The organism is Actinoplanes sp. NPDC049265 (genome assembly GCF_043197135.1).
Taxonomy (GTDB): domain Bacteria; phylum Actinomycetota; class Actinomycetes; order Mycobacteriales; family Micromonosporaceae; genus Actinoplanes.
The window spans coordinates 202000-222045 of the sequence record NZ_JBICSP010000007.1 but is presented as its reverse complement, the minus strand read 5'-3'; the positions used below and the strand labels follow the sequence as shown (position 1 = coordinate 222045).

General features: G+C 72.0%; 20 protein-coding genes. 9 read left to right on the top strand and 11 right to left on the bottom strand.

What is annotated here, in order from left to right; translation table 11 throughout:
• The first annotated feature begins 12 nt into the window (after positions 1 to 12).
• Both ACGFIO_RS19555 and ACGFIO_RS19550 read left to right on the top strand, forming a co-directional pair.
• The gene (locus tag ACGFIO_RS19555; RefSeq protein WP_392827673.1) at positions 13 to 447 is read left to right on the top strand and encodes a DUF6174 domain-containing protein; all 435 of its coding nucleotides are present in this window, start codon (positions 13 to 15) and stop codon (positions 445 to 447) included.
• Positions 448 to 474: 27 nt separating this feature from the next.
• On the top strand, positions 475 to 1257 hold the full coding sequence (locus tag ACGFIO_RS19550) for a hypothetical protein (RefSeq protein ID WP_392827672.1): 783 nt from the start codon (positions 475 to 477) through the stop codon (positions 1255 to 1257).
• A 54-nt stretch (positions 1258 to 1311) separates the two neighbouring features.
• Here the strand turns inward: ACGFIO_RS19550 and ACGFIO_RS19545 are convergent, their stop codons facing one another.
• Positions 1312 to 2781, bottom strand: a complete 1470-nt coding sequence (locus ACGFIO_RS19545) for an aminopeptidase P family protein (RefSeq protein WP_392827671.1) — start codon at positions 2779 to 2781, stop codon at positions 1312 to 1314.
• Positions 2782 to 2825: 44 nt separating this feature from the next.
• Positions 2826 to 3485: a superoxide dismutase family protein gene (locus ACGFIO_RS19540; RefSeq protein WP_392827670.1), complete on the bottom strand. Its 660-nt coding sequence runs from the start codon at positions 3483 to 3485 to the stop codon at positions 2826 to 2828.
• Positions 3486 to 3579: 94 nt separating this feature from the next.
• On the opposite strand from ACGFIO_RS19540, the gene ACGFIO_RS19535 reads away from it, so the two are divergent.
• Both ACGFIO_RS19535 and ACGFIO_RS19530 read left to right on the top strand, forming a co-directional pair.
• Positions 3580 to 4518, top strand: a complete 939-nt coding sequence (locus tag ACGFIO_RS19535) for a carbohydrate kinase (protein WP_392827669.1) — start codon at positions 3580 to 3582, stop codon at positions 4516 to 4518.
• A gap of 57 nt (positions 4519 to 4575) precedes the next feature.
• Positions 4576 to 5094: a GNAT family N-acetyltransferase gene (locus ACGFIO_RS19530; RefSeq protein ID WP_392827668.1), complete on the top strand. Its 519-nt coding sequence runs from the start codon at positions 4576 to 4578 to the stop codon at positions 5092 to 5094.
• A 159-nt stretch (positions 5095 to 5253) separates the two neighbouring features.
• Here ACGFIO_RS19530 and ACGFIO_RS19525 read toward each other — a convergent pair whose 3' ends face one another.
• The 5 genes from ACGFIO_RS19525 to ACGFIO_RS19505 are packed head-to-tail and all read right to left on the bottom strand — an operon-like array spanning position 5254 to position 9432.
• Entirely contained in the window at positions 5254 to 6378 is a 1125-nt protein-coding gene (locus tag ACGFIO_RS19525; protein WP_392827667.1) for a GDSL-type esterase/lipase family protein, read from the bottom strand.
• Positions 6379 to 6381: 3 nt separating this feature from the next.
• Positions 6382 to 6957: a TetR/AcrR family transcriptional regulator gene (locus ACGFIO_RS19520; protein WP_392827666.1), complete on the bottom strand. Its 576-nt coding sequence runs from the start codon at positions 6955 to 6957 to the stop codon at positions 6382 to 6384.
• Between the two features lie 39 nt (positions 6958 to 6996).
• Positions 6997 to 7389, bottom strand: coding sequence for a thioesterase family protein (locus tag ACGFIO_RS19515; RefSeq protein ID WP_392827665.1), 393 nt, complete (start codon positions 7387 to 7389; stop codon positions 6997 to 6999).
• A 10-nt stretch (positions 7390 to 7399) separates the two neighbouring features.
• Entirely contained in the window at positions 7400 to 8938 is a 1539-nt protein-coding gene (locus ACGFIO_RS19510; protein WP_392827664.1) for a PH domain-containing protein, read from the bottom strand.
• Positions 8935 to 9432, bottom strand: a complete 498-nt coding sequence (locus tag ACGFIO_RS19505) for a PH domain-containing protein (RefSeq protein WP_392827663.1) — start codon at positions 9430 to 9432, stop codon at positions 8935 to 8937. The genes ACGFIO_RS19510 and ACGFIO_RS19505 overlap by 4 nt, the downstream gene beginning before the upstream one ends.
• 653 nt (positions 9433 to 10085) lie before the next feature.
• Here ACGFIO_RS19505 and ACGFIO_RS19500 point away from each other — a divergent pair.
• Genes ACGFIO_RS19500 through ACGFIO_RS19490 form a run of 3 tightly spaced genes read left to right on the top strand, consistent with a single transcriptional unit; the run spans position 10086 to position 13296 of the window.
• Complete coding sequence (locus ACGFIO_RS19500) at positions 10086 to 11222, top strand: AAA family ATPase (RefSeq protein WP_392827662.1); 1137 nt, start codon at positions 10086 to 10088, stop codon at positions 11220 to 11222.
• A complete protein-coding gene (locus ACGFIO_RS19495; RefSeq protein WP_392827815.1) occupies positions 11204 to 12349 on the top strand; it encodes a DUF58 domain-containing protein in 1146 nt (381 codons plus the stop codon). Before ACGFIO_RS19500 ends, ACGFIO_RS19495 begins: the two co-directional genes overlap by 19 nt.
• Entirely contained in the window at positions 12346 to 13296 is a 951-nt protein-coding gene (locus tag ACGFIO_RS19490; RefSeq protein ID WP_392827661.1) for a VWA domain-containing protein, read from the top strand. Before ACGFIO_RS19495 ends, ACGFIO_RS19490 begins: the two co-directional genes overlap by 4 nt.
• Before the next feature lie 395 nt (positions 13297 to 13691).
• Here the strand turns inward: ACGFIO_RS19490 and ACGFIO_RS19485 are convergent, their stop codons facing one another.
• The 4 genes from ACGFIO_RS19485 to ACGFIO_RS19470 all read right to left on the bottom strand — a co-directional run bounded on the left by ACGFIO_RS19485 (position 13692) and on the right by ACGFIO_RS19470 (position 18314).
• Positions 13692 to 15326 (bottom strand): acyltransferase family protein, encoded by a 1635-nt coding sequence (locus ACGFIO_RS19485; RefSeq protein WP_392827660.1) that lies wholly within the window; start codon positions 15324 to 15326, stop codon positions 13692 to 13694.
• Positions 15323 to 16339 carry an alpha/beta hydrolase gene (locus ACGFIO_RS19480; RefSeq protein WP_392827659.1) on the bottom strand — a complete coding sequence of 339 codons (1017 nt, stop codon included), beginning with the start codon at positions 16337 to 16339 and terminating at the stop codon, positions 15323 to 15325. The genes ACGFIO_RS19485 and ACGFIO_RS19480 overlap by 4 nt, the downstream gene beginning before the upstream one ends.
• Positions 16340 to 16413: 74 nt before the next feature.
• Entirely contained in the window at positions 16414 to 17085 is a 672-nt protein-coding gene (locus ACGFIO_RS19475; protein WP_392827658.1) for a response regulator, read from the bottom strand.
• Positions 17082 to 18314, bottom strand: a complete 1233-nt coding sequence (locus ACGFIO_RS19470) for a sensor histidine kinase (RefSeq protein WP_392827657.1) — start codon at positions 18312 to 18314, stop codon at positions 17082 to 17084. Before ACGFIO_RS19470 ends, ACGFIO_RS19475 begins: the two co-directional genes overlap by 4 nt.
• Positions 18315 to 18407: 93 nt before the next feature.
• Between ACGFIO_RS19470 and fabG the strand changes: the two genes are divergently transcribed.
• Together fabG and fabI are read left to right on the top strand one after the other, a co-directional pair.
• Positions 18408 to 19112, top strand: coding sequence for a 3-oxoacyl-ACP reductase FabG (gene fabG, locus ACGFIO_RS19465; RefSeq protein WP_392827656.1), 705 nt, complete (start codon positions 18408 to 18410; stop codon positions 19110 to 19112).
• 105 nt (positions 19113 to 19217) lie between these two features.
• Positions 19218 to 19985 (top strand): enoyl-ACP reductase FabI, encoded by a 768-nt coding sequence (fabI, locus tag ACGFIO_RS19460; RefSeq protein ID WP_392827655.1) that lies wholly within the window; start codon positions 19218 to 19220, stop codon positions 19983 to 19985.
• Positions 19986 to 20046 lie beyond the last annotated feature (61 nt).

Here is a 20046-nt window from a genome sequence, read left to right as displayed (position 1 = left end):
CGAGGAACCCGGATGAAACGGTTGCTGCTCGTCCTGCCGCTCCTGCTAGCCGGGTGCACCACACCGGACGAGACGCCGCCGCAGCCCTCGCCGACCACGGCCGGATCGACGCCGCCGTGGACCGAACCGGCCGACTACACCTTCGTCGCCGAGCGCACCTGCGACGGCGCCAAGTCGCTGGGCAAGTACAAGGTCACCGTGGCCGGGGGCGCGGTCGGCGCCGCCGAGCGGATCGACGGGAAGACGGCCGAGGGCGAGGAAGAGGTCGAGATCCCCACGCTCGGCGGGATGGTCGAGCTGGCCCGGACCGCGGTCGACGACGGGGCCGAGGCGATCACCACCTACGACCCGGCCGACGGCCACCCGACCTCGGTGGTCGTCAACCGGGCCGAGGAGGAGAACGGCGGGGCGACCTGCTTCAAGATCACCGATTACGCCCCGCGCTGACAATGTGGCCGGCTCCGATTCCGAATATTGCTCATCAATTTCGGTCAGTCGGATGGATGCGTCACACTGTCCGGCGTGCATGGCCGCTGGGTGCGAAGCATTCTTCTGCTTCTGTTGATCGAATTCATCGCCTTCATCGTCGCGTGGGCCGCAGTGGTGATCTTCAAACCGCAATTCGCCGAGGGCATGAACTATATCGGCGGTGGGCTCAGTGCCCTTGCCGGTATTGCCTCCTGCGCGGTGGCTGTGATTGTCGTGCGTAGACGGGACAAGAAGGCGGAGCGACCCCCGTGGCCCATCTGGCTGCTGGTTGGCGCGCTCGTCGCCTTCCTGGGTCCGGTGAACTTCGCGGTCGCGGGCCGGATATCCGCTCCGGCGGTCGCGGCGCCCGCTCCGGCTCCGGCAGCGCCGCCGGCGGCCACGATCTCCGTGCCGGTCGGCGGCAGCGCGGTCGGGCGGTGCGAGACGGTGCGCGGGCAACTGTCCCCGGCGAGCCGGCAACGAAATATCTGGATTCTGGTCCAGGCGCGGGGAGAAGCCCTCTACCTCTCGGGGCAGGTCAATGCCGGGGCGGACGGGCGATTCGAGAATCGCGTCGAGATCGGCGGAGACAAGGGCGCCGGAGTTCCGTTCGCGGTGAGCATTGTGCAGACCGACGCCGCGCTCAGCCGGAATTTCGGCGATCGCTGGACGGCCAACGGGAAGGGCGCGAGATCGACCGACCTCGGTCTGCCGCTGCCGGACGGGGCGGAGAGACTGGCGCAGGTGGACGTGGTGCGAACGCGCGACGAGAGTTGCCGCGGGCGCTGACCCGCACATGCGGTCGGGGGAGTGGGATCGGCTCGCTCCCCCGACCGGGCGACGCTACTCGGGAAGGCGGGGGCCGGCCTCGCGCTGGGCCGCCAGCCACTGCTCGACCTCGTCGGCGCCGCGGGGCAGGCCGGCCGACAGGTTCTTGCAGCCGTCGGCGGTGACCAGGACGTCGTCCTCGATGCGGACGCCGACGCCGCGTAGTTCCTCGGGGACCAGGTCGTCCTCGGGCTGGAAGTAGAGGCCGGGCTCGACGGTCAGGACGTACCCCTCGCCCAGCGGGCCGTCGGTGTATTTCTCCTTGCGCGCGGCCGAGCAGTCGTGCACGTCGATGCCGAGCATGTGGCCGAAACCGTGCAGGGTCCAGCGGCGGTAGACCGTGGACGTCTTCTCCATCGCCTCGTCCACGCTCACCGGCAGCAGGCCCAGGTCGTGCAGGCCCTCGGCGAGCACGCGCATGCACACCTGGTGGACGTCGCGGTGCACGACGCCGGGCTTGATGTAATCCATGCCGGCCTGCTGCGACGCGTGCACGATGTCGTACACCTGCCGTTGCAACGGGGTGAAAGTGCCGTTGACCGGCACCGTGCGGGTGACGTCGGCGGTGTAGAAGTTGTCGCCCTCGACGCCCATGTCCATCAGCAGCAGCTCACCCGGCGTGGTCACACCGGTGTTGCGTACCCAGTGCAGGATCGTCGCGTGCGCGCCGGCGCCGACGATCGAGCTGTAGCCGACGTCGTTGCCGTCGTGCCGGGCGCGCAGGCCGAAGACGCCCTCGAGCAGGCGCTCCTTGACCGGGCGGTCGGCCGGCAGGACACGGGCGACATCCTCGAAGCCGCGGACGGTGGCGTCGATCGCGTCCTGCAGCTGGGCGATCTCCCACTCGTCCTTGACCAGCTTGAGCTCGGAGATCACCCGGGCCAGGTCGCGGTCGCGGCGGTTGGCCGGGTCGGGTTCCCAGGCCAGGATCGCCCGGTCGACGTTGGGGTCGAGGCCGCGCAGGACCCGGGTGCGGGCGGGGGCGCTGTCGGCCAGGGCGCGGCCCAGTTCGCCGTACGCCGCCGTCTCGACGCCCAGCTCGGTCGACTTCTCGGCCAGGGTGTGCGTACGCCCGATCCACAGCTCGCCGTCGCGGCTGCGGAAGAACGCGTCGGTCTCCTTGGAGTTTCGTTGCCGGGTGTAGAGCACGGCGTCGTGGCCGGACCCGGTCGGCTTGAGCACCAGCACGCTGTCGGGGTCGCGGTCGCCGGTCAGGTAGACCAGGTCGCTGCCGGGGCGGAAGTGGTAGTCGGTGTCGTAGGCGCGCACCTTCTCCACGCCGCTGGGGATGATCAGCGTCTCGCCGGGGAATGCGTCGGACAGCGCCGCCCGCCGCTTGGCGTAGTTGGGGCTCTCGGCCCGGGGCGTCACGGCCAGAGCGTCTTCCCGCCAGCCGGTCCGCATGAACTGCAGGAAAGCCTCGGGGTAGTCCGGGTCGTGGCTCTCGGTCTTGGGTTGCGGCGGCTGGGGCTGTTGCTCGGCCATGTGGGGGTCCTCCCGTCTCGGTCCACCTCTGACCGTACCGGCTTTCAGCCGGGCAGGGTCAGGCACGCCACTCGCGCTCCGGCGGTTCCGGCAAAACCTTCTTCGGTACGGGTACGTGAGGCGTGCACGACCAGCGACCGGGGCGGCGTGAGCTCGTCGAACGACCAGGTCAGCACGGCCGTGGCGGTGGCCGCGCCGATCCGGTCGGCGGTGAAGTCGAGCCACACCTCGTTCTTCGGGTTGGCGTACGACGGGTCGGCCGGGGGTGGCGAGGCCGACGCCATCGGGTCGGGGTTGTGCTGGTAGTGCGGGCCGGCGCCCTTGGGATCGGGCCGGCAGGGCTTGGTGTGCAGGTGGGCGCCATAGGTGCGCAGGGGCAGCATCCCGGTCACCGCCAGCCGCACCTGCATCCCGTTGGCCAGCCGGGTCACCGTCACGTGGGCGGTCGAGCCGGCCGGGACCAGCTGCGGCTCGTAGGTGATGGCCGTGCCGTCCTTCGGGTCGAAGGTGCCCTGGGCGACCACGTCTCCGGTCATCCCGGCGTCCGGGCTGTAGAACCCGCTGGCCGCCGGGTGGCCGAAGACGGTCGCGCTGATGGCCGGGGGCGGGCTAGCCGCCTCGCCCGGGATCTCCACCGGCACGCCGGGCGTCCCGGCGCACCCGGTGGCGAGCAGAACGGGCAGGATGATCATCAGGCGACGCATTCCTGGATCATGTCAAAATCGGGCATAAAGGGCACGCATCTGGTCTTGGACGGCCGCCTCGGCTTACGGTCAGGCGACAAACGAGAGGACGTTCATGGGCTACGCGGTGGTGCTCGGAGAGTCGTTGGTCGACCTCCTCGAAACCGACCGGGACGGCGAGCTGATCTACCGCCAGGCGATCGGCGGCGCCCCGCTGAACGTCGCCGTCGGCGCCACCCGGCTCGGCGGCGAGGTGCAGTTCGCCGGCACGCTCGGCAGCGACATCCTCGGCGACCGGATCGCCCAGTTCCTGCGTACCACCGGGGTCGGCACCCGCCTGCTCAAACGCGTGCCGGTGCCGACGACGCTGGCCGTGACCACCTTCGAAGGCGCCGAGCCGACCTTCACGTTCTACGGCGAGCCGCCGTCGTACGCCCTGCTCGAGGCGGCCGACCTCGACACCGGCCTGCTGACCGGGGCCGGCGTGGTCTACACGGGGTCGATCTGCCTGCTCCGGGAACCGTTCCGCCAGGCCGCCCGGGCCGCCTGGCGGGTCGACGGCCCGCTGCGCGTCTTCGACCCCAACGTCCGCCCGACGCTGCTGCCGGACCGGGCCGCCGTGGACACCCAGCGGGCCCTGGCCGAGGAGTTCTTCGCCACCGCCGACCTGGTCAAACTCAGCCTGGCCGACGCCGAGGTGCTCTACGACGGCGCGTCGGCCCCGGCCGCGGCGTCGCTGATCCTCGACCTGGGCGCCAAGGCGGTCGTGGTGACCTGTGGGGCCAAGGGGGCGTACGCGGCGGTGCCCGGCGGAGGCACGATGCTGCCCGCACCCAAGGTCGACGCGGTCGACGCCACCGGCGCCGGCGACTCGGTGATGGGCGCGCTGATCCGCCGCCTGCTCGCCGACGGGGTCCCCGCCGACCTGGCCGGCTGGGAGCGCAACGTCCGCTTCGCGCTGGCCGTGGCCGGGCTGGTCTGCGAACGACCCGGCGGCGCGGTGGCCATGCCGACCCAGGAGGAGCTGACCACCCGCTGGGGCGCACTCGTCTGACGTGTCCGTCCGGGCAGCTTTGTAGAGGATCGGTCGCCGGGGCGCCAAGATCCACCCATGTCTGGTGTCACGGTGCGCCCGGTCCGGCGCGAGGACCTGCCCTTGCTGTACGTCGACCACGACGAGGATCCGGTCGGTACGTTCGGCTACACGGCCACCAACGCGCTGGAGCGGAACTTCGACGCCGACGGGCTGATCGGCTACGACCACGGCACCCTGGTCATCCAGGACGCCGACGGCGCGGTGGCCGGCAAGGTGGCGTGGCGGCCGGTGCCGCACGGGCACAACATCGCGTCGCACGCCCTGAACATCGGCACCCGGCTGCGTCCCGCCTTCCGCGGTCGCGGCCTCGGCACCGTCGGGAAGATCCTGGTGGCGGCCTACCTGTTCGAGACCACGACGTTCGAACGGCTGCAGGCCGAGACCGACGTGACCAACGTCGCCGCCCAGCGGAGCCTGGAGAAGGCCGGCTTCACCCGCGAGGGCATCGCCCGGCACGCCCAGTACCGCAAGGGCGCCTACCACGACATGGTCGTCTACAGCCGCCTCCGCAACGACCCCGCCCCCCACCGATAGCCCCGCCCGGACTGCCGATCTCGCCCGCTCCTACCGCTTTGGGTTTTGGTGGTAGGCCCGAGCGGTGTCCGGGGCGCCGATGCCGCCCGCTCCTACCGCTTTGGGTTTGGTGGTAGGAGCGGGCGGTGTGCGGGGGGCTACCACCTTTTTTGGGGGTGGTCAGGAGGGGAGCCAGGCGGCCTTGGTGAAGCGGTCAGCGATGCGGGCGTGGGCGGCGTCGTCCGGGTGCAGCTCGTCGGGGAGCGGGAGCTCGGCGTAGTCGTCGGGGCCGTAGAGGTCGCGGCCGTCCAGGTAGCGGAGGTTGGGGTCGGTGGCGGCGCGCTGGGCCACCACGGCGGACAGCTCCTCGCGGATGACGCCCAGGGTCAGCTGGCCGCGGGCCACGCCGGCCGGGTCGCCGGTGGCCCGGAAGCGCAACTTGCCCTCGGCCAGGGCGGCCCGGTCGAAGTCGCCGGGGCCGGGCGTCTCCTCGTGGATCGGGCACCAGATCGGCGAGATCACCAGCAGCGGGGTGTCCGGATGGCCGTCGCGGATGGTGTCCAGGAAGCCGTGCACGGCGGGGCCGAAGGCGCGGCGGCGCATCAGGTCGGCGTTCACGATGTTGATGCCGATCTTCACGCTGATCAGGTCGGCCGGGGTGTCCCGCATGACCCGGGCGGTGAACGGGTCGAGCAGCGCGCTCCCGCCCAGGCCTAGGTTGACCAGGTCGACGCCGGCCACGGCGGCGGCCCGGGCCGGCCAGATCGCGGTCGGGCCGGCCGCGTTCGAGCCGTGGCTGATCGAGCTGCCGTGGTGCAGCCACACCGGGCGGCCGCGGTCCGGCTGCGGTTCGATCGGTGCGTCGGCGCGCAGGTCGATCAGGGCCGTCGTCTCCTGGTACGGCAACCAGATCTCGACGTTCTTGTCGCCCTCGGGCAGCTCGGTGAAGCGGGCCGTGTGCACCGGGCCGGGGGTGGTGGTGGCGCTGCCGGTGGCCATGTCGATGGTGACCCGGTGGCCGCCGGTGGCGGTCGACCGGCCCACCAGCTCGCCGTTCACCACCAGGTCGAACTGGCCGTCCGGGCGGAACGGGACGCCGGCGAAACCGATCACGGTGCGGCGCGAGTCGAGCTCGATCGTTGTCGCGCGGGTGCGGAAGGCCAGGCGTACCCCCGAGGGGTTGCTCTCCACCATCGCCAGCTGGGGGTCGGGGCACTGGGCGCGGGCCCACGCGGGCAGCCGGTGCGGCACCAGACCGTCGGCGGTCCGCTCGACCTCGGCGTGGCCCTTCAGAAATTCGTCCATGGATCAGCCTTTCGGTTCGGGCCAGTTGCGGAGCATGACGTCGGTGGCGTCGAGGACGCGCGGCCAGCTCTCGCCGGTGCCGGGCACGCTGTGGTCGAAGGCGCCGCCCAGCTCCATCCGGACGTAGCCGTGGAAGATGCTGCCGAGCAGCCGGACCGCGTGCACCCGCTCGGAATCGGGCAGGTCGTAGCCGCGCAGGATCGCGAACGTCATCTCGGCGTGCCGGGGGCCGGCGCTCGCGGCCGCGGTGGCCGGGTCGAGGCGCAACTGGGCGGCGTCGTACCGGCCGGGGTGCTGGTGGGCGTAGTCGCGGTAGACGTTGGCCGCGGCGGCCAGCGCGTCCTTGCCCGAGCGACCGGCCAGCGCGGCGGCCACCCGGTCGGCCATCTCGGCCAGGGCGAGCAGGGCTATCCGCGTACGCAGATCGTCGGAGCTGCTCAGATGTGAGTAGAGGCTGGCCACCTTGACGTCGAACCGGCGGGCCACCGCGGACACGGTGACGTGCTCGAAGCCGACCTCGTCGGCCAGCTCGGCGCCGGCCGCGACGAGCTTCTCGATGGTGAGACCCGCACGTGCCATGAACTATTCATAGCTTGCCTAAAGCCTTTAGGCAAATGACTATGGGGTGGTGGCTCGTTCGATGAAGCGCTGACGGTCGAGCAGCACCCGCTCGACGCGCACGTCGGCCACCACCTGCTCACCGTCGCGAACCGTGACGTCGAAGGTCAGCTTCCGGCCGTCCACCTTCGCCAGCGTGGCCGTGGCGGTGACCGTGCGGCCGAGCGGGGTGGGGGCGCGGTGCTCGACCTCGGCCCGGGTGCCGACCGTGGTGACACCGCCCGGCATCTGCCGCGCGGTGGCGGCGACCGTCGCCGCCTCGGCCAGGGCCAGCACCCGCGGCGTGGCCAGCACCGGCACGTCGCCGGAGCCGACCGCCTGCGCGGTGTCGGCGTCGGTGACTGTCAGTTCCAGCTTGGCGCTGAGGCCGGGAGCGAACTCCGGAAACTCCATGCGCGTGATTCTAGGGACGCTGCCAGACCTCGTCGTCCGTGGACGGCGCGGCCGGGGAGAGCTCGCCGGTGGCCAGGGGTGCGAGGTTGCGGGCCTCACGGGCGCGGCGGGACAACTCGTCGGCCAGCGCCCAGGCCTCGGAAAGGTCGCGGTCGTGGGCCACGCCGGCCCGGCCGCCGGCCGTGTCCGCGTACACCGTGGCCAGGCCCAGGCGGCGCTGGATCGGGCCCTGGACGACGCGGACGCTCTGCAGGCGGGCGTACGGGACCACCGACATCTGCCGGGTCAGCCAGCCCCACCGGGTCACGAACACCTCGGGCGACAGGCCGGCGCCGTACCTGCGCAGCGCGAACGGGTGCAGCACGCGGGCGCGGTCGGGTGGCGGCGTGGTCGGCAGCGCGAGCAGGTCCACGCCGGGCAGGACGTCCCAGATCAGCGCGCGGCCGGTGTCGTTGTCGCCGACCGGGAGGAGCCGGTCGGAACGCTTGTCGTTGCCGTTGCCCTGCGGTCCGGCGTACCCGGCGATGTCCAGGCTCAGATGGAGCCACCGCTTGCCGCGCCAGAGCAACGGCCAGGTCACCCCGACCGACTGCACCCGATGCAGCGGAACCACCTGGCTGCGCGTCTCGAGCAGCCCGTAGCGCACGACCAGCCGGCCGCCGGCGTCCCGGGCCAGCCGGAAGTCCCAGTCCTGCAGCACCCGGCGCGCCGGCTGGAGCAGCACACCGGCCATCGCGGTGACCGTCGACGCGATGCCGATGAACGTCCACGCGCCCTCGAGCACGGCCTGCGCCACCACGAAGGCGGCGCCGAACGGCAGCAGGAACGCCTGCGGGGTGAGGAGCTGACTGAGCACGACGTCGTTGTTGCGGACCCGGAGGAGGGGTTGTTCCACGGCGGGTGCGCCGGTCACCCTGGGCGTTGTGGCGGCAACGCCTTCGGGGGTACGCCCGGCCAGCGCCAGCAGGCGCTCCCGGAGGGCGGCGGCGTCCCGTACGGTCAGATAGGCCAGTGGCGCCTCGGTCTTGCTGCCGCCGACCACCTCGAGCCGCAGCTCGGCCAGGCCGGTCAGCTGGGCCAGCAGCGGCCGGCGGACCTCGACCGCCTGCAGCCGTTCGAGCGGAATGGCCCGGTTGCGCCGCCACAGCAGCCCGTCCTGGATCCGCAGCTCCTTGCCGACCACGTGGTAGCCGGTGTTCAGCCAGTTGACCAACGAGAAGATCACCACGGCGACGGCCAGTCCGAGTACGACCAGAGCGAACCGCTCGAACCCGATCTGCGCGAGCGTCTGCCAGGACAGCGCCACCACGATCACCGCGATCGACTTGGCCCCGTGCAGCAGCGGACTCAGCGGGTGCAGCCGCCGCCGCGGCTCCTCGGCCACCGGGCTGTCCGCGGCCCGGCCCTGGGCGTCCGGACCGACCGGCGGCGGGCCCGGGTGGGTGACCGGTGGGCCCGGGTCGGCTGGGCGGGCGACCGGTGGGCCCGGGTGGTCGACCGGGGGGCGCGGGTCGGCCGGGTGGGGGTCGGGGTGCGCGTCGGTGGTCACAGGCCCTCGGCCCGGTCCTCGCCCAGGGCGGTCAGCCGGTCGCGGAGCCGGGCGGCCTCTTCCGGGGCCAGGCCGGGCACCTTGGCGTCGCTGGCCGCGGCGGCGGTGTGCAGCTGGACGGTGGCCAGCCCGAACGCCCGCTCCAGGGGGCCGGCGGTGACATCCACGTACTGCATCCGGGCGTACGGGACGATCGACAGCCGGCGGACGAACAGGCCGTGGCGGACCACCAGGTCGTCGCCGCGTTCGGCGTACCCCCAGGCTTTGACCGCCCGGACCGTGATGATCGAGCGCCAGACGGCCAGCAGCAGGTTGATGCCCATCAGCAGCGGGAAGAGCCAGAAGTGGTCGCTGGCGACCCAGCCGATGACCAGGCCGATCATCACGATCAGGAGCAGGATCCCGCGGCTGATCAACTCCACAGTGATCAACTTGGGCGAGACGCGGCGCCACTCGACGGAGTCAGGCCACGGTTCGAGGGCATTGACGGTCACACCCTAGAGCCTAGGAGATGTCGGCGTGAACGGCCGTACCTCACGCAGGAAGCTCCGCGCGCGCAGAAAGTCGCCCAGCGATTGACGATGATCGTCACAGGCCAGCCAGGTCTTGTACCGATCGCCGGTGTGAATCCGCGGATTTTGCCACCGCAGCTCCCAGCCCGCGGCCGCACGGCACCCCTTGGAACTGCACTGAACATCCGCCTCACCCACGCAACAACCATAGGCAGCCCCCCAGCAGGTGTCTGGGGGCTTGGCCCACAGCAGGGGTCTGGGGCTTGGCCCACAGCAGGGGTCTGGGGCTTGGCCCACAGCAGGGGTCTGAGGGCTTGGCCCCCAAGGCAAACATGCAAAAGGCCCTGGTCTGCGCATTCTGCAGACACAGGGCCGGAGCCTTTTACGCCGTCGGGCGACCACGGGGGAAGTCGCCCGACGACGCTTTGAATCTTACACAGGTGGTCGCCCGACGCGTCCACCCCGGGGGCGTGGGAGTTCCGGCGTATCGCGCAGAAAGATCGACGCCATCGGTTGATGGTGGTCAAGGTGGTCGGCGCGTAAAAGCAGCCTCCCCGTACGCTCTCAGAAAGCTCGTGTAAGTCTTGACCGTCGGCACCCGAGCCGACGCGACCCAGACCCGCTGTGGAGGACCGGTGGCCCAGCCGACCACGCCCGACGCCCAGACCAGCCCGGCCCCGGTGACCCCGGCCGAGGACGCGACCCAGCTCGAGCGGGCCATGTTCGAGGTCAAACGGGTCATCGTCGGCCAGGACCGGATGGTCGAGCGGATGTTCGTGGCCCTGCTCGCCCGCGGCCACTGCCTGCTCGAGGGCGTACCCGGCGTGGCCAAGACGCTGGCCGTGGAGACCCTGGCCCGGGTGGTCGGCGGCACGTTCTCCCGGGTGCAGTTCACGCCCGACCTGGTGCCCGCCGACATCGTCGGCACCCGCATCTACCGGCAGTCGAGCGAGAAGTTCGACGTCGAGCTCGGCCCGGTGTTCGTCAACTTCCTGCTCGCCGACGAGATCAACCGTGCGCCGGCCAAGGTGCAGTCGGCGCTGCTCGAGGTGATGGCCGAGCACCAGGTGTCGATCGGCGGCGAGAGCCACGGGGTGCCCGACCCGTTCCTGGTCATGGCCACCCAGAACCCGATCGAGCAGGAGGGTGTGTACCCGCTGCCCGAGGCCCAGCGTGACCGGTTCCTGATGAAGATCCTGGTCGGCTACCCGACCGACGCCGAGGAACGCGAGATCGTCTACCGGATGGGTGTGAGCCCGCCCGAGCCGCAGCCGGTCTTCACCCCCGAGGACCTGCTCGCCCTGCAGCGCCGGGCCGACCAGGTGTTCGTGCACAACGCCCTGGTCGACTACACGGTCCGGCTGGTGCTGGCCACCCGTGCGCCGGCCCAGCACGGCATGCCCGACGTCGCTCAGCTGGTGCAGTACGGCGCCAGCCCGCGCGCCTCGCTCGGCATCGTCCGGGCCACCCGGGCGCTGGCCCTGCTCCGCGGCCGTGACTACGCGCTGCCGCAGGACGTGCAGGACATCGTCCCCGACATCCTGCGGCACCGGCTGGTGCTCAGCTACGACGCGCTGGCCGACGACGTGCCGGCCGACCACATCGTCGCCCGGATCATGCAGAGCGTGCCGATGCCGTCGGTGGCATCGAGGCAGGGCGCCGCCTCGAACGGCCAGCCGGTGTCCGGCGCGCCCGTCTCCGTTCCCCTTCCGGAACAGCCGCAGCAACCGCATCAGCCCCAGCCCGGGAACGTCTGGCCGGGCCAGCAGTGACGACCCAGGCCGGCTCCGACCTTCCGGCGGCCACCGATGGTGGTACAGCCCGGGCCGAGGCCGTCCTGTCCCGGTTGCAGCTGCTGGTCACCCGCAAGCTCGACGGGCTGCTCCAGGGCGACTACGTGGGATTGCTGCCCGGGCCGGGCAGCGAGGCGGGCGAGAGCCGGGAATACCGCGCCGGTGACGACGTCCGGCGGATGGACTGGCCGGTCACCGCGCGGACCACGACGCCGCACGTCCGGCGGACCGTGGCCGACCGCGAGCTGGAGACCTGGATGGCCATCGACCTGTCGGCCAGCCTCGCCTTCGGCACCGCCCAGTGGCTCAAGAGCGATCTGGTGATCGCGGCGGCGGCCGCGATGGCTCACCTCACGGTCCGTGGTGGTAATCGGATCGGGGCGGTGGTGGGTACGGGGACAGGCATGCCGGTACGCGATTCCGGGCGTGGTTTCGGCCGTTGGCGGCGGTCGTCCCGGGCCGGGTCGACGTCCGCCGGCTCCGGCGCGCCCGGCTCCGGCGGGGCTCCCGGCCCCCTCGGCTCGGGTGGGCCCGGCTCGCCTTTCGCGGCGGCGGGGTCGGGGTCGGCGCTGCCGGACGAGCACCCCGGTGGCATCGTGCGGCTGCCCGCCCGCCCCGGGCGCAAGGAAGCACAGGGACTTCTGCGGGCTGTGGCGCGTACCCAGATCAGGCCTGGACGCACCGACCTGGGTGACCTGATCGACCGGCTCAACCGCCCACCGCGCCGGCGGGGTGTCGCCGTGATCATCTCCGACTTCCTGGCGCCGGTCGACACCTGGTCACGGCCGGTCCGCAAGCTCGGTGTGCGGCACGACGTGCTGGCCATCGAGGTGGTCGACCCGCGCGAGCTCGAGCTGCCCGACGTCGGCGTGCTCACCCTGGCCGACCCCGAGACCGGCGCGCTGCACGAGGTGCAGACCGCCGACCCGGCCCTGAGGGCGCGCTACGCTGAGGCGGCCGGCGAGCAGCGTGGTGCGATCGCCCGGGCGTTGCGTGCGGCCGGGGCGGCCCACCTGCGGCTGCGCACCGACACCGACTGGCTCCTGGACACGGTGAGATTCGTCGCCGCCCAGCGACACGCACGCACCAGGGGGACCACCCGATGATCCGCTTCCTGCAACCGATCTGGCTCCTCGCGCTGCTGCCGGTGCTCGCGGTGGCCGCCTTCTATGTCTGGCGGCAGTTCCGCAAGCGGCAGTACGCGATGCGCTTCACCAACGTCGACCTGCTCCGCACCCTCGCCCCGCGCGGCCTGGGCTGGCGCCGCCACGCGGCCGCCGGGGCGTTCCTGCTCAGCCTGGTCGCGCTGGGCACCGCGATGGCCCGGCCCTCGCTCGACAAGGAAGAGCCGCTCGAACGGGCCACGGTCATGCTGGCCATCGACGTGTCGCTGTCGATGGAGGCCGACGACGTGGCGCCCAACCGGCTCGAGGCGGCCCAGGAAGCGGCCAAGGCGTTCGTGCAAGAGTTGCCGCCCACCTACAACCTCGGGCTGGTCTCCTTCGCCAAGTCGGCCAACGTGCTCGTGTCACCGACCAAGGAGCGCGCCGCGGTCATCGCCGGGATCGAGGGTCTGACCCTGGCCGAGGCGACAGCCACCGGCGAGGCGGTGTTCACGTCGCTGGACGCGATCCGCTCGGTGCCGTCCGACGGCGCGAACGGCGCCCCGCCGGCCCGGATCGTGCTGCTGTCCGACGGCTACCGGACCTCCGGGCGGTCGGTCGAGGACGCGGGCGCGGCGGCGCTGGCGGCGAACGTACCCGTCTCGACCATCGCCTTCGGCACCGACACCGGCGTCGTGGACATCCGCGGGCAGCTGCAGCGCGTGCCGGTCGACCGGTTGTCGTTGCAGCAGCTCGCGGAATCCACCAAGGGCTACTTCTACGAGGCCGCTTCGGTGAGCGAGCTCAAGAAGGTGTACGAGGACATGGGCTCTTCGATCGGCCACCGGGTGGCCTCGCGCGAGGTCACCCAGTGGTACGCCGGGGCCGCCCTGATCTTCGGGCTGGTGGCCGCGGCCATGAGTCTGTTGTGGACTTCCCGCCTGCCGTAGCTCATACGGGTCTTCGTTGTTCGCTCTTGAGGCTGACTCAGCTGTTGCCGTGCAGGATGACGAACACGATGACCACCCAGGCGGCGGCCGCGGTGAACGTGAGGGGCGCGACGAAACGGCTCATCGGACGTACCTTCCGTGGGGTTCTTGCACTCGGAAAGCGCGCACGTGACGTCGCGGCCGGCACCCGGCTCCCCAGGGTCGCGGCGCACACGACGAACACCGGTCCGCGGGCAGGGCGGCACGGTGGGGGAGCGGGCGGAGGGTTACGTCAGCGGCTCAGACACACTGACGAACGGCCCGGCCACGACTGGGAGGATCGCTATCTCGCACAGCGATCACCTCCGTCGGTCGTAGCTTCAGGGCCGTTGGGCAGCTTACCCCTCGAACGGGAATCAAGTCGCCCGGGAACGTCGTGTCGCCGGCCACGCGAGCCGGATGAGGCCTGCGAGGACGAGCGCGAGGAATGGTAGCCAGGCCAGTCGGGCGAAGATCCACTGGGGTCCGGCCGGGGCCGTGAGCAGGCCGTTCACCGGTCCGCCGGTGATCAGGTGGGCAGCGCCGACGGTAGCCACCAGGACGGACTGATGTCCGAGATAGATCGGCAGGGCGGCACGGTTGAGGTGTCGGACCGGTCCGTTCGGCCGACCCCGTTCGAGCCGGTTGGCCACGGTGAGGTAGAGGCCGATCTGGGCCAGCCCGAGGGCCACGGCGAAGAGCGACGGCGGGGAGAGGTTGGAGCGGCCGTCACCCGGCACACCCACGGCGCTGGCCGGGTAGTGCAGGACCAGAATCAGCAAAGCCATCGCGGCCGTGCCGGTAACGATCAGGGTGCGGGCCGGCAGGCAGCCACGGCCGCGGCGGGCGACGGCGATGCCGAGAATCCACGGTACGGACCACGCTGCGGGCACCGCGACCCACAGCGGCAGCAGCCCGGCGTCGGACAGGGCGACCAGCGCCACGGCCGGCGCCACCAGCGGCAGCGGGCCGACCCGGTCGACCGCCCGGGCCAGCGGCGTGGTGACGGCGCGCAGGCCCAGGTAGGGCAGCAGGAACCAGAGCGGGCTGATCACCAGCATCGCGATCGTGCGCCGGGTCCCGAACGGCACCCCGGCCAGCGTGGTGACCAACAGGACCACGGCCCAGGTCCCCAGCAGCACCGCCACCGGGATCGCGAGCCGCCGGAGCGCGCCGGCCCGGGGCCGCCGGCTCGCGTTCCGGGGTTGCTCGCCTGTGTCGGGTCGCCCGCTCGTGCTGGGCTGCTGGTTCGTGTTCCCGGGCCGCCGGCTCGTGCTCTGGGGTTGCTCGCCTGTGTCGGGTCGCCCGCTCGTGTTGGGCTGCTGGTTCGTGTTCCCGGGCCGCCGGCTCGTGCTCTGGGGTTGCTCGCCTGTGTCGGGTTGCCCGCTCGTGCTCTGGGGCTGCTCGCCTGTGTCGGGTTGCCCGCTCGGGCCGGCCTGGCCGCTCGTGCGCTGGGGCGGTCCGCTCGTGTTCCGGGATGGGGAATTGGGGCGGGGGCGACCGGCGCCGAAGCCACCGGCGAAGAACAGCAGGGCCAGGGTCTGGAAGAACCAGGAGGCGGGGGCCAGGGCGGGCATCTGTGACAGCGGGCTCGCCTGATGCCAGGCGCCGTCGCCGCCGATGACCAGGCCGGTCACCAGCCAGTGGCCGCCGACCACGCCGGCCACCGCGACGGCCCGGACGACGTCGATCCCCCGGTCGCGCCCGGCGCCCACCGCAACGCCGGTCGGCAAGGCGGCGGCCGGCGAGGTTGTGGTCGCCGAATGCGCGGACGCGGGGGCGGTGGTCGCCGTCGGCGCGGGCGTTGCGGCAGTGGTCGCTGACTGGGCGGTCGGCGGGGCGGTGGGCGTGAGCCGGGCGGCTGGTGCGGCGGTGGCCGGCGGCTGGGTGGGCGTTGCCGTGGTGGGTGCGGGCTGGGCGGCTGTCGGGGCGGTGGTCGCGGGTTGGGCGTGCGCCGGGGCGGGGGTGGCCGGCTGGGTGGCTGTGGGGGCTGTGTTCGCCGGGGTGGTCATGCCGCGGCCTCCGTTCCGAGGACTACGTTCGCGAGGGCGTCGAGGGTGGCTGAGCCGGGGGTGAGGTAGTAGTCGTGGCCGTCGACGCCGGCGGTGGGGAGGGGCAGGGCGCCGAAGGACGGGTCGGACGGTCGGCGGCCGTGGCCCAGGTCAAAGACGCGCAGCTGGGGGATGCGGCGCATCCAGTCCCGGGGGGCCAGCGCCGACCACACCCGGGCGCCGCCCAGGTCGCCGGCGTGGGCCGCGCCCATGCCGGGGGCGCCGAGCGCGACCACGTCATGTACGTACGGCAGATGAGGTGCGGCCAGACCGACCACAATGGCACCGTAGCTGTGGCCGACCAGGGTGACCCGGGCCGACGGACGCCGGTCGTGCACACCCTGGACGAAGCGGGACAGGGCCTGCGCGCCGGCCCGGGCCCGCTGCTCGCGGACGGCGGCCAGGCCGATGCCCTCCGGCGGGTCGTAACCGAGCCAGGCGATCACGGCCACGTTCGCGTCGCGGTCGGTGGTGCGCAGCTTCCACCAGATCGCGCGGGCCTGCACCGCGGGGGCCCGGCGGGCCACGCTGCCCAGGCCACGGTCGAAGTCCTTCAGGGCGTTGTCCACACCGGGCACCACGACCACGATCCGGTCGGCGGTGGCCAGGTCACCGACCACCTCGGCGGCGGTGCCGTCGCCGGTCGGGTCGAAGGACAGGAAGTGCCGGCTGCTGTCGGCCCAGTTGGCGTACGCGCCGCCGGCCTGACGCATCGCAGCCGCCGCGGCCCGGTACGCCACCGCGAACGGCGGAAAGGCCGCCCCGGCGAACAAGGAAGCGGAACACGAAGGGGCTCTGGCCGGCGACGGCGCGCAACGCGAAAGGGACCCGGTCAGCGAAGGCAGCGCGGACAGCGAAGCCTTGGCGAACGGCGGAACAGCCCGGCCGGCGAGCGACCGTACGACCGCGGGGGAGGCGACTGGAATCGGTGTGATCAGGAGCAGCGCCGCCGCGCTCAACAGGAACTTCGACATGGGCCGCAATGTGCGGCCACGGCCGGTGGAAGATCGTCAGACCGGAGTGCGAACTACGGCCTCATACCGGGGTCCTACTCGCCGACCGCCACCAGACCACACTCGTACGCGAACACCACGGCCTGGGCCCGGTCGCGCAGCCCGAGCTTGGCCAGGATCCGTCCGATGTGGGTCTTCACGGTCTGTTCGGCGACCACCAACTCCTCGGTGATCTCCTGATTGGACCGGCCACGGGCGACCAGCCGTAATACCTCGGTCTCACGTGGCGTGAGGGCGTTGAGCGCGGTCGGCCGGGGGCGGTCGGTGTGCGGCCGGGCGGCGAACTCGGCGATCAGCCGCCTGGTCACCGTCGGTGCGAGCAGGCCGTCGCCCGCGGCCACCACGCGCACGGCGTTGACCAGGTCGGCGGCCGGCGCGTCCTTGAGCAGGAAGCCGCTGGCCCCGGCACGCAGGGCCTCGTACACGTAGTCGTCGAGGTCGAATGTGGTCAGGATGAGCACCCGCGGGCCGCTCTCGTCGAGTGGTGGCCGGCCGCCGAGCAGCCGCCGGGTGGCCTCGAGACCGTCCATCCGCGGCATCCGGACATCCATCAGCACCACGTCGGGGCCGAGCTCGCGCGCTTTGCTCAGGCCGGCCTCGCCGTCCTCGGCGTCGCCGACGACCACGATGTCGGTCTGGGCGGAGAGCAGCGCCCCGAAGCCCTGACGCACCATGGCCTGGTCGTCGACGATCAGCACTTTGATCACTGGGCCGGCTCCTCCGCGTACGGCAATCTTGCCTCCACGCGGAACCCGCCCGCGCCGTCCGGCGCCGCACGCAGCGTGCCACCCAGCAGCTCCGTGCGTTCCCGCATGCCGCGCAGGCCGTGCCCGTCGTCGTTGTCGTCCGTCGCCGGGCCGTCGGCGCCGACCTCGTTGCGGATCACCAGGATGAGATGGTCGTCCTCGGCGCGGGCCTCGAGGCGTACCGGCCGGCCGGGCGCGTGCCGGGCCGCGTTGGCGAGACCTTCCTGGATGATGCGGTACGCGGCCAGCCCGACCGCCTCGGGCACCGCGGTCAGCAGTGTTGCCTCCACGCTGAGCTCCACCCCGGCCTGCCGAGCCTTGTCGACCAGCGCGGACAGCTCGTCCAGCCCGGGCTGCGGCGCCTTGAGGGCCTGCTGCTCGTCGGCCCGCAACACCCCGAGCAGGCGGCGCATGTCGGCCAGCGCCGACCGGGCCGAGTCGGCGATGGTGGCCAGCTCGGCCCGGGCCGGATCGCTCAGACCGGAGACCCGGAACGGCGCGGTCTCGGCCTGCACCGCGATCATCGACATGTGGTGGGCGACCACGTCGTGCATCTCGCGGGCGATCCGGGTGCGTTCCTCGAGGATGGCCCGGCGGGCGCGTTCGAGCTCGGTCAGCTCGGTCTGCTCGGCCAGCTCGGCCCGGCTGTGCCGGCGCCGGGAGACCACGTCGCCGAGCAGCGGCACGGCCGCGAACAGCAGCGCCGCGCCGTAGGCGTTGCCCGAGTCGGTGAACAGGAACGGGATCACGATGTTGAACCCGGTCGCCCACACGGTGATCGACGTGTCCTGGGTGAACGCCATGATCAGCATGCCGGCCAGGAAGGCCAGGATCTGCACCGGTGCCCACGGCCAGGCGTCGCTGGCCTTGGCGCCGATCGCACCGACGACGAGCATCGGGTACGCGATCCGCCAGGCCACCACCGGGTTGCGCACGGCCAGGATCAGCGGCCCGATGGTCAGCACCGAGATCAGCAGCGCGCTCCAGGCGGTCATCGCGCGGCTGTCGCGGAGGTAGGAGATGTTGGACACGGCCAGGCCGATCAGCCCGAGCAGGGCGATGGGCGCGGCGTAGCGCAGGAAGAGGTTGCGCGGCGCGGGCAGTCGCGTGCTCGGGCCGAGCCAGAGGCGGCGCAGCGCCCACCACGGGCCCGTGGCTTCGTGGGTCGCGGCCAGGCCGCTAGTCTCCATTCCCAGCAGGTTACGGCGGCGGGGCGAGGCTCGCGTCGGTCCGTGGTCCGTTCTTTGCACTCATACCTGGGTATGACATGAGGGGAGTTCCCGTTGGCCCGCACCGTGTTGGTGACCGGCGGCAACCGTGGCATCGGCCTGGCCATCGCGCAGGCGTTCGTCGAGCAGGGTGACCGGGTGGCGATCACGCACCGGGGCAGCGGTGCCCCGGACGGCATGTTCGGCGTCCAGTGCGACATCACCGACGCCGAGCAGATCGACGCCGCGTTCACCCGGATCGAGGCCGAGCTCGGTCCGGTCGAGGTGCTGGTGGCGAACGCCGGGATCACCGACGACACGCTGCTGCTCCGGATGTCCGAGGACCAGTTCAGCCGGGTGATCGACACCAACCTGACCGGTGCGTTCCGGGTGGCCAAGCGCGCGTCGGCCAAGATGCTGCGGGCCCGCTGGGGCCGGATGATCTTCATCTCGTCGGTGATCGGGCTCTTCGGCGGGGCGGGCCAGGTGAACTACGCGGCCAGCAAGGCCGGCCTGGTCGGGGTGGCCCGGTCGATCACTCGCGAGCTGGGCAGCCGCAACATCACGGCCAACGTGGTGGCGCCCGGCTTCATCGAGACCGACATGACCGAGGCGCTGACCGAGGCGCGCCGCAAGGAGATCCTGGCGGCGGTCCCGGCCGGCCGCCTGGCCCACCCCGACGAGGTCGCGGCCGTGGTGACCTGGCTGGCGGGCGACAAGGCCGGCTACATCTCCGGCGCGGTCATCCCGGTCGACGGCGGCCTCGGCATGGGCCACTGACCGCCCAGACCCACCACCGGGAGTGCCAGTGGTAGGCCCGGGCGGCATCCGAGGCCCGGACACCGCCCGGGGCTACCACTGAGGAACGACGCGGAAAGAGGGAACTTGTCCGGACTGCTGGACGGTAAGCGGGTGCTGATCACCGGCGTGATCACCGACTCGTCGATCGCGTTCGCCACCGCGAAGATCGCCCAGGAGCAGGGTGCGACGGTGGTGCTCACCGGCTTCGGCCGGTTGTCGCTGGTCGAGCGGATCGCGAAGCGGCTGCCCGTGCCCGCCCCGGTCGTCGAGCTCGACGTGACCAGCGAGGAGCACCTGGCGGCGCTGCCCGAGAAGGTCCGCGAGCACATGGACGGGCTGGACGGCGTGGTGCACTCGATCGCCTTCGGGCCGCAGAGCGTGCTGGGCGGCGAGTTCCTCAACGCCGGGTGGGCCGACGTGGCCAAGGCGCTCGAGGTGTCCACGTACTCGTACAAGGCGCTGGCCACCGCCTGCCTGCCGCTGCTGGGCGGCGGGTCGAGCGTGGTCGGGCTGACCTTCGACGCGGCCAAGGCGTGGCCGGTCTACGACTGGATGGGTGTGGCCAAGGCGGGGCTGGAGTCGGCCTCCCGCTATCTCGCGCTGCACCTGGGCAAGCAGGGCATCCGCAGCAACCTGGTGTCGGCCGGTCCGCTGCGCACGATGGCGGCCAAGTCGATCCCGGGCTTCGTGCGGTTCGAGGACGCCTGGACGGCGCGCGCCCCGCTGGGCTGGGATCTGGAGGACAAGGAGCCGACCGCGAAGGCGATCTGTGCCCTGCTCTCGGACTGGTTCCCGGCCACCACGGGCGAGATCGTCCACGTCGACGGCGGCTACCACGCGGTCGGAGCCTAGGGGACAAAAGTCAGACTTGTGAGGATTCTTCGAAAACGAGGGATCTTCGGTATTAGCCGGG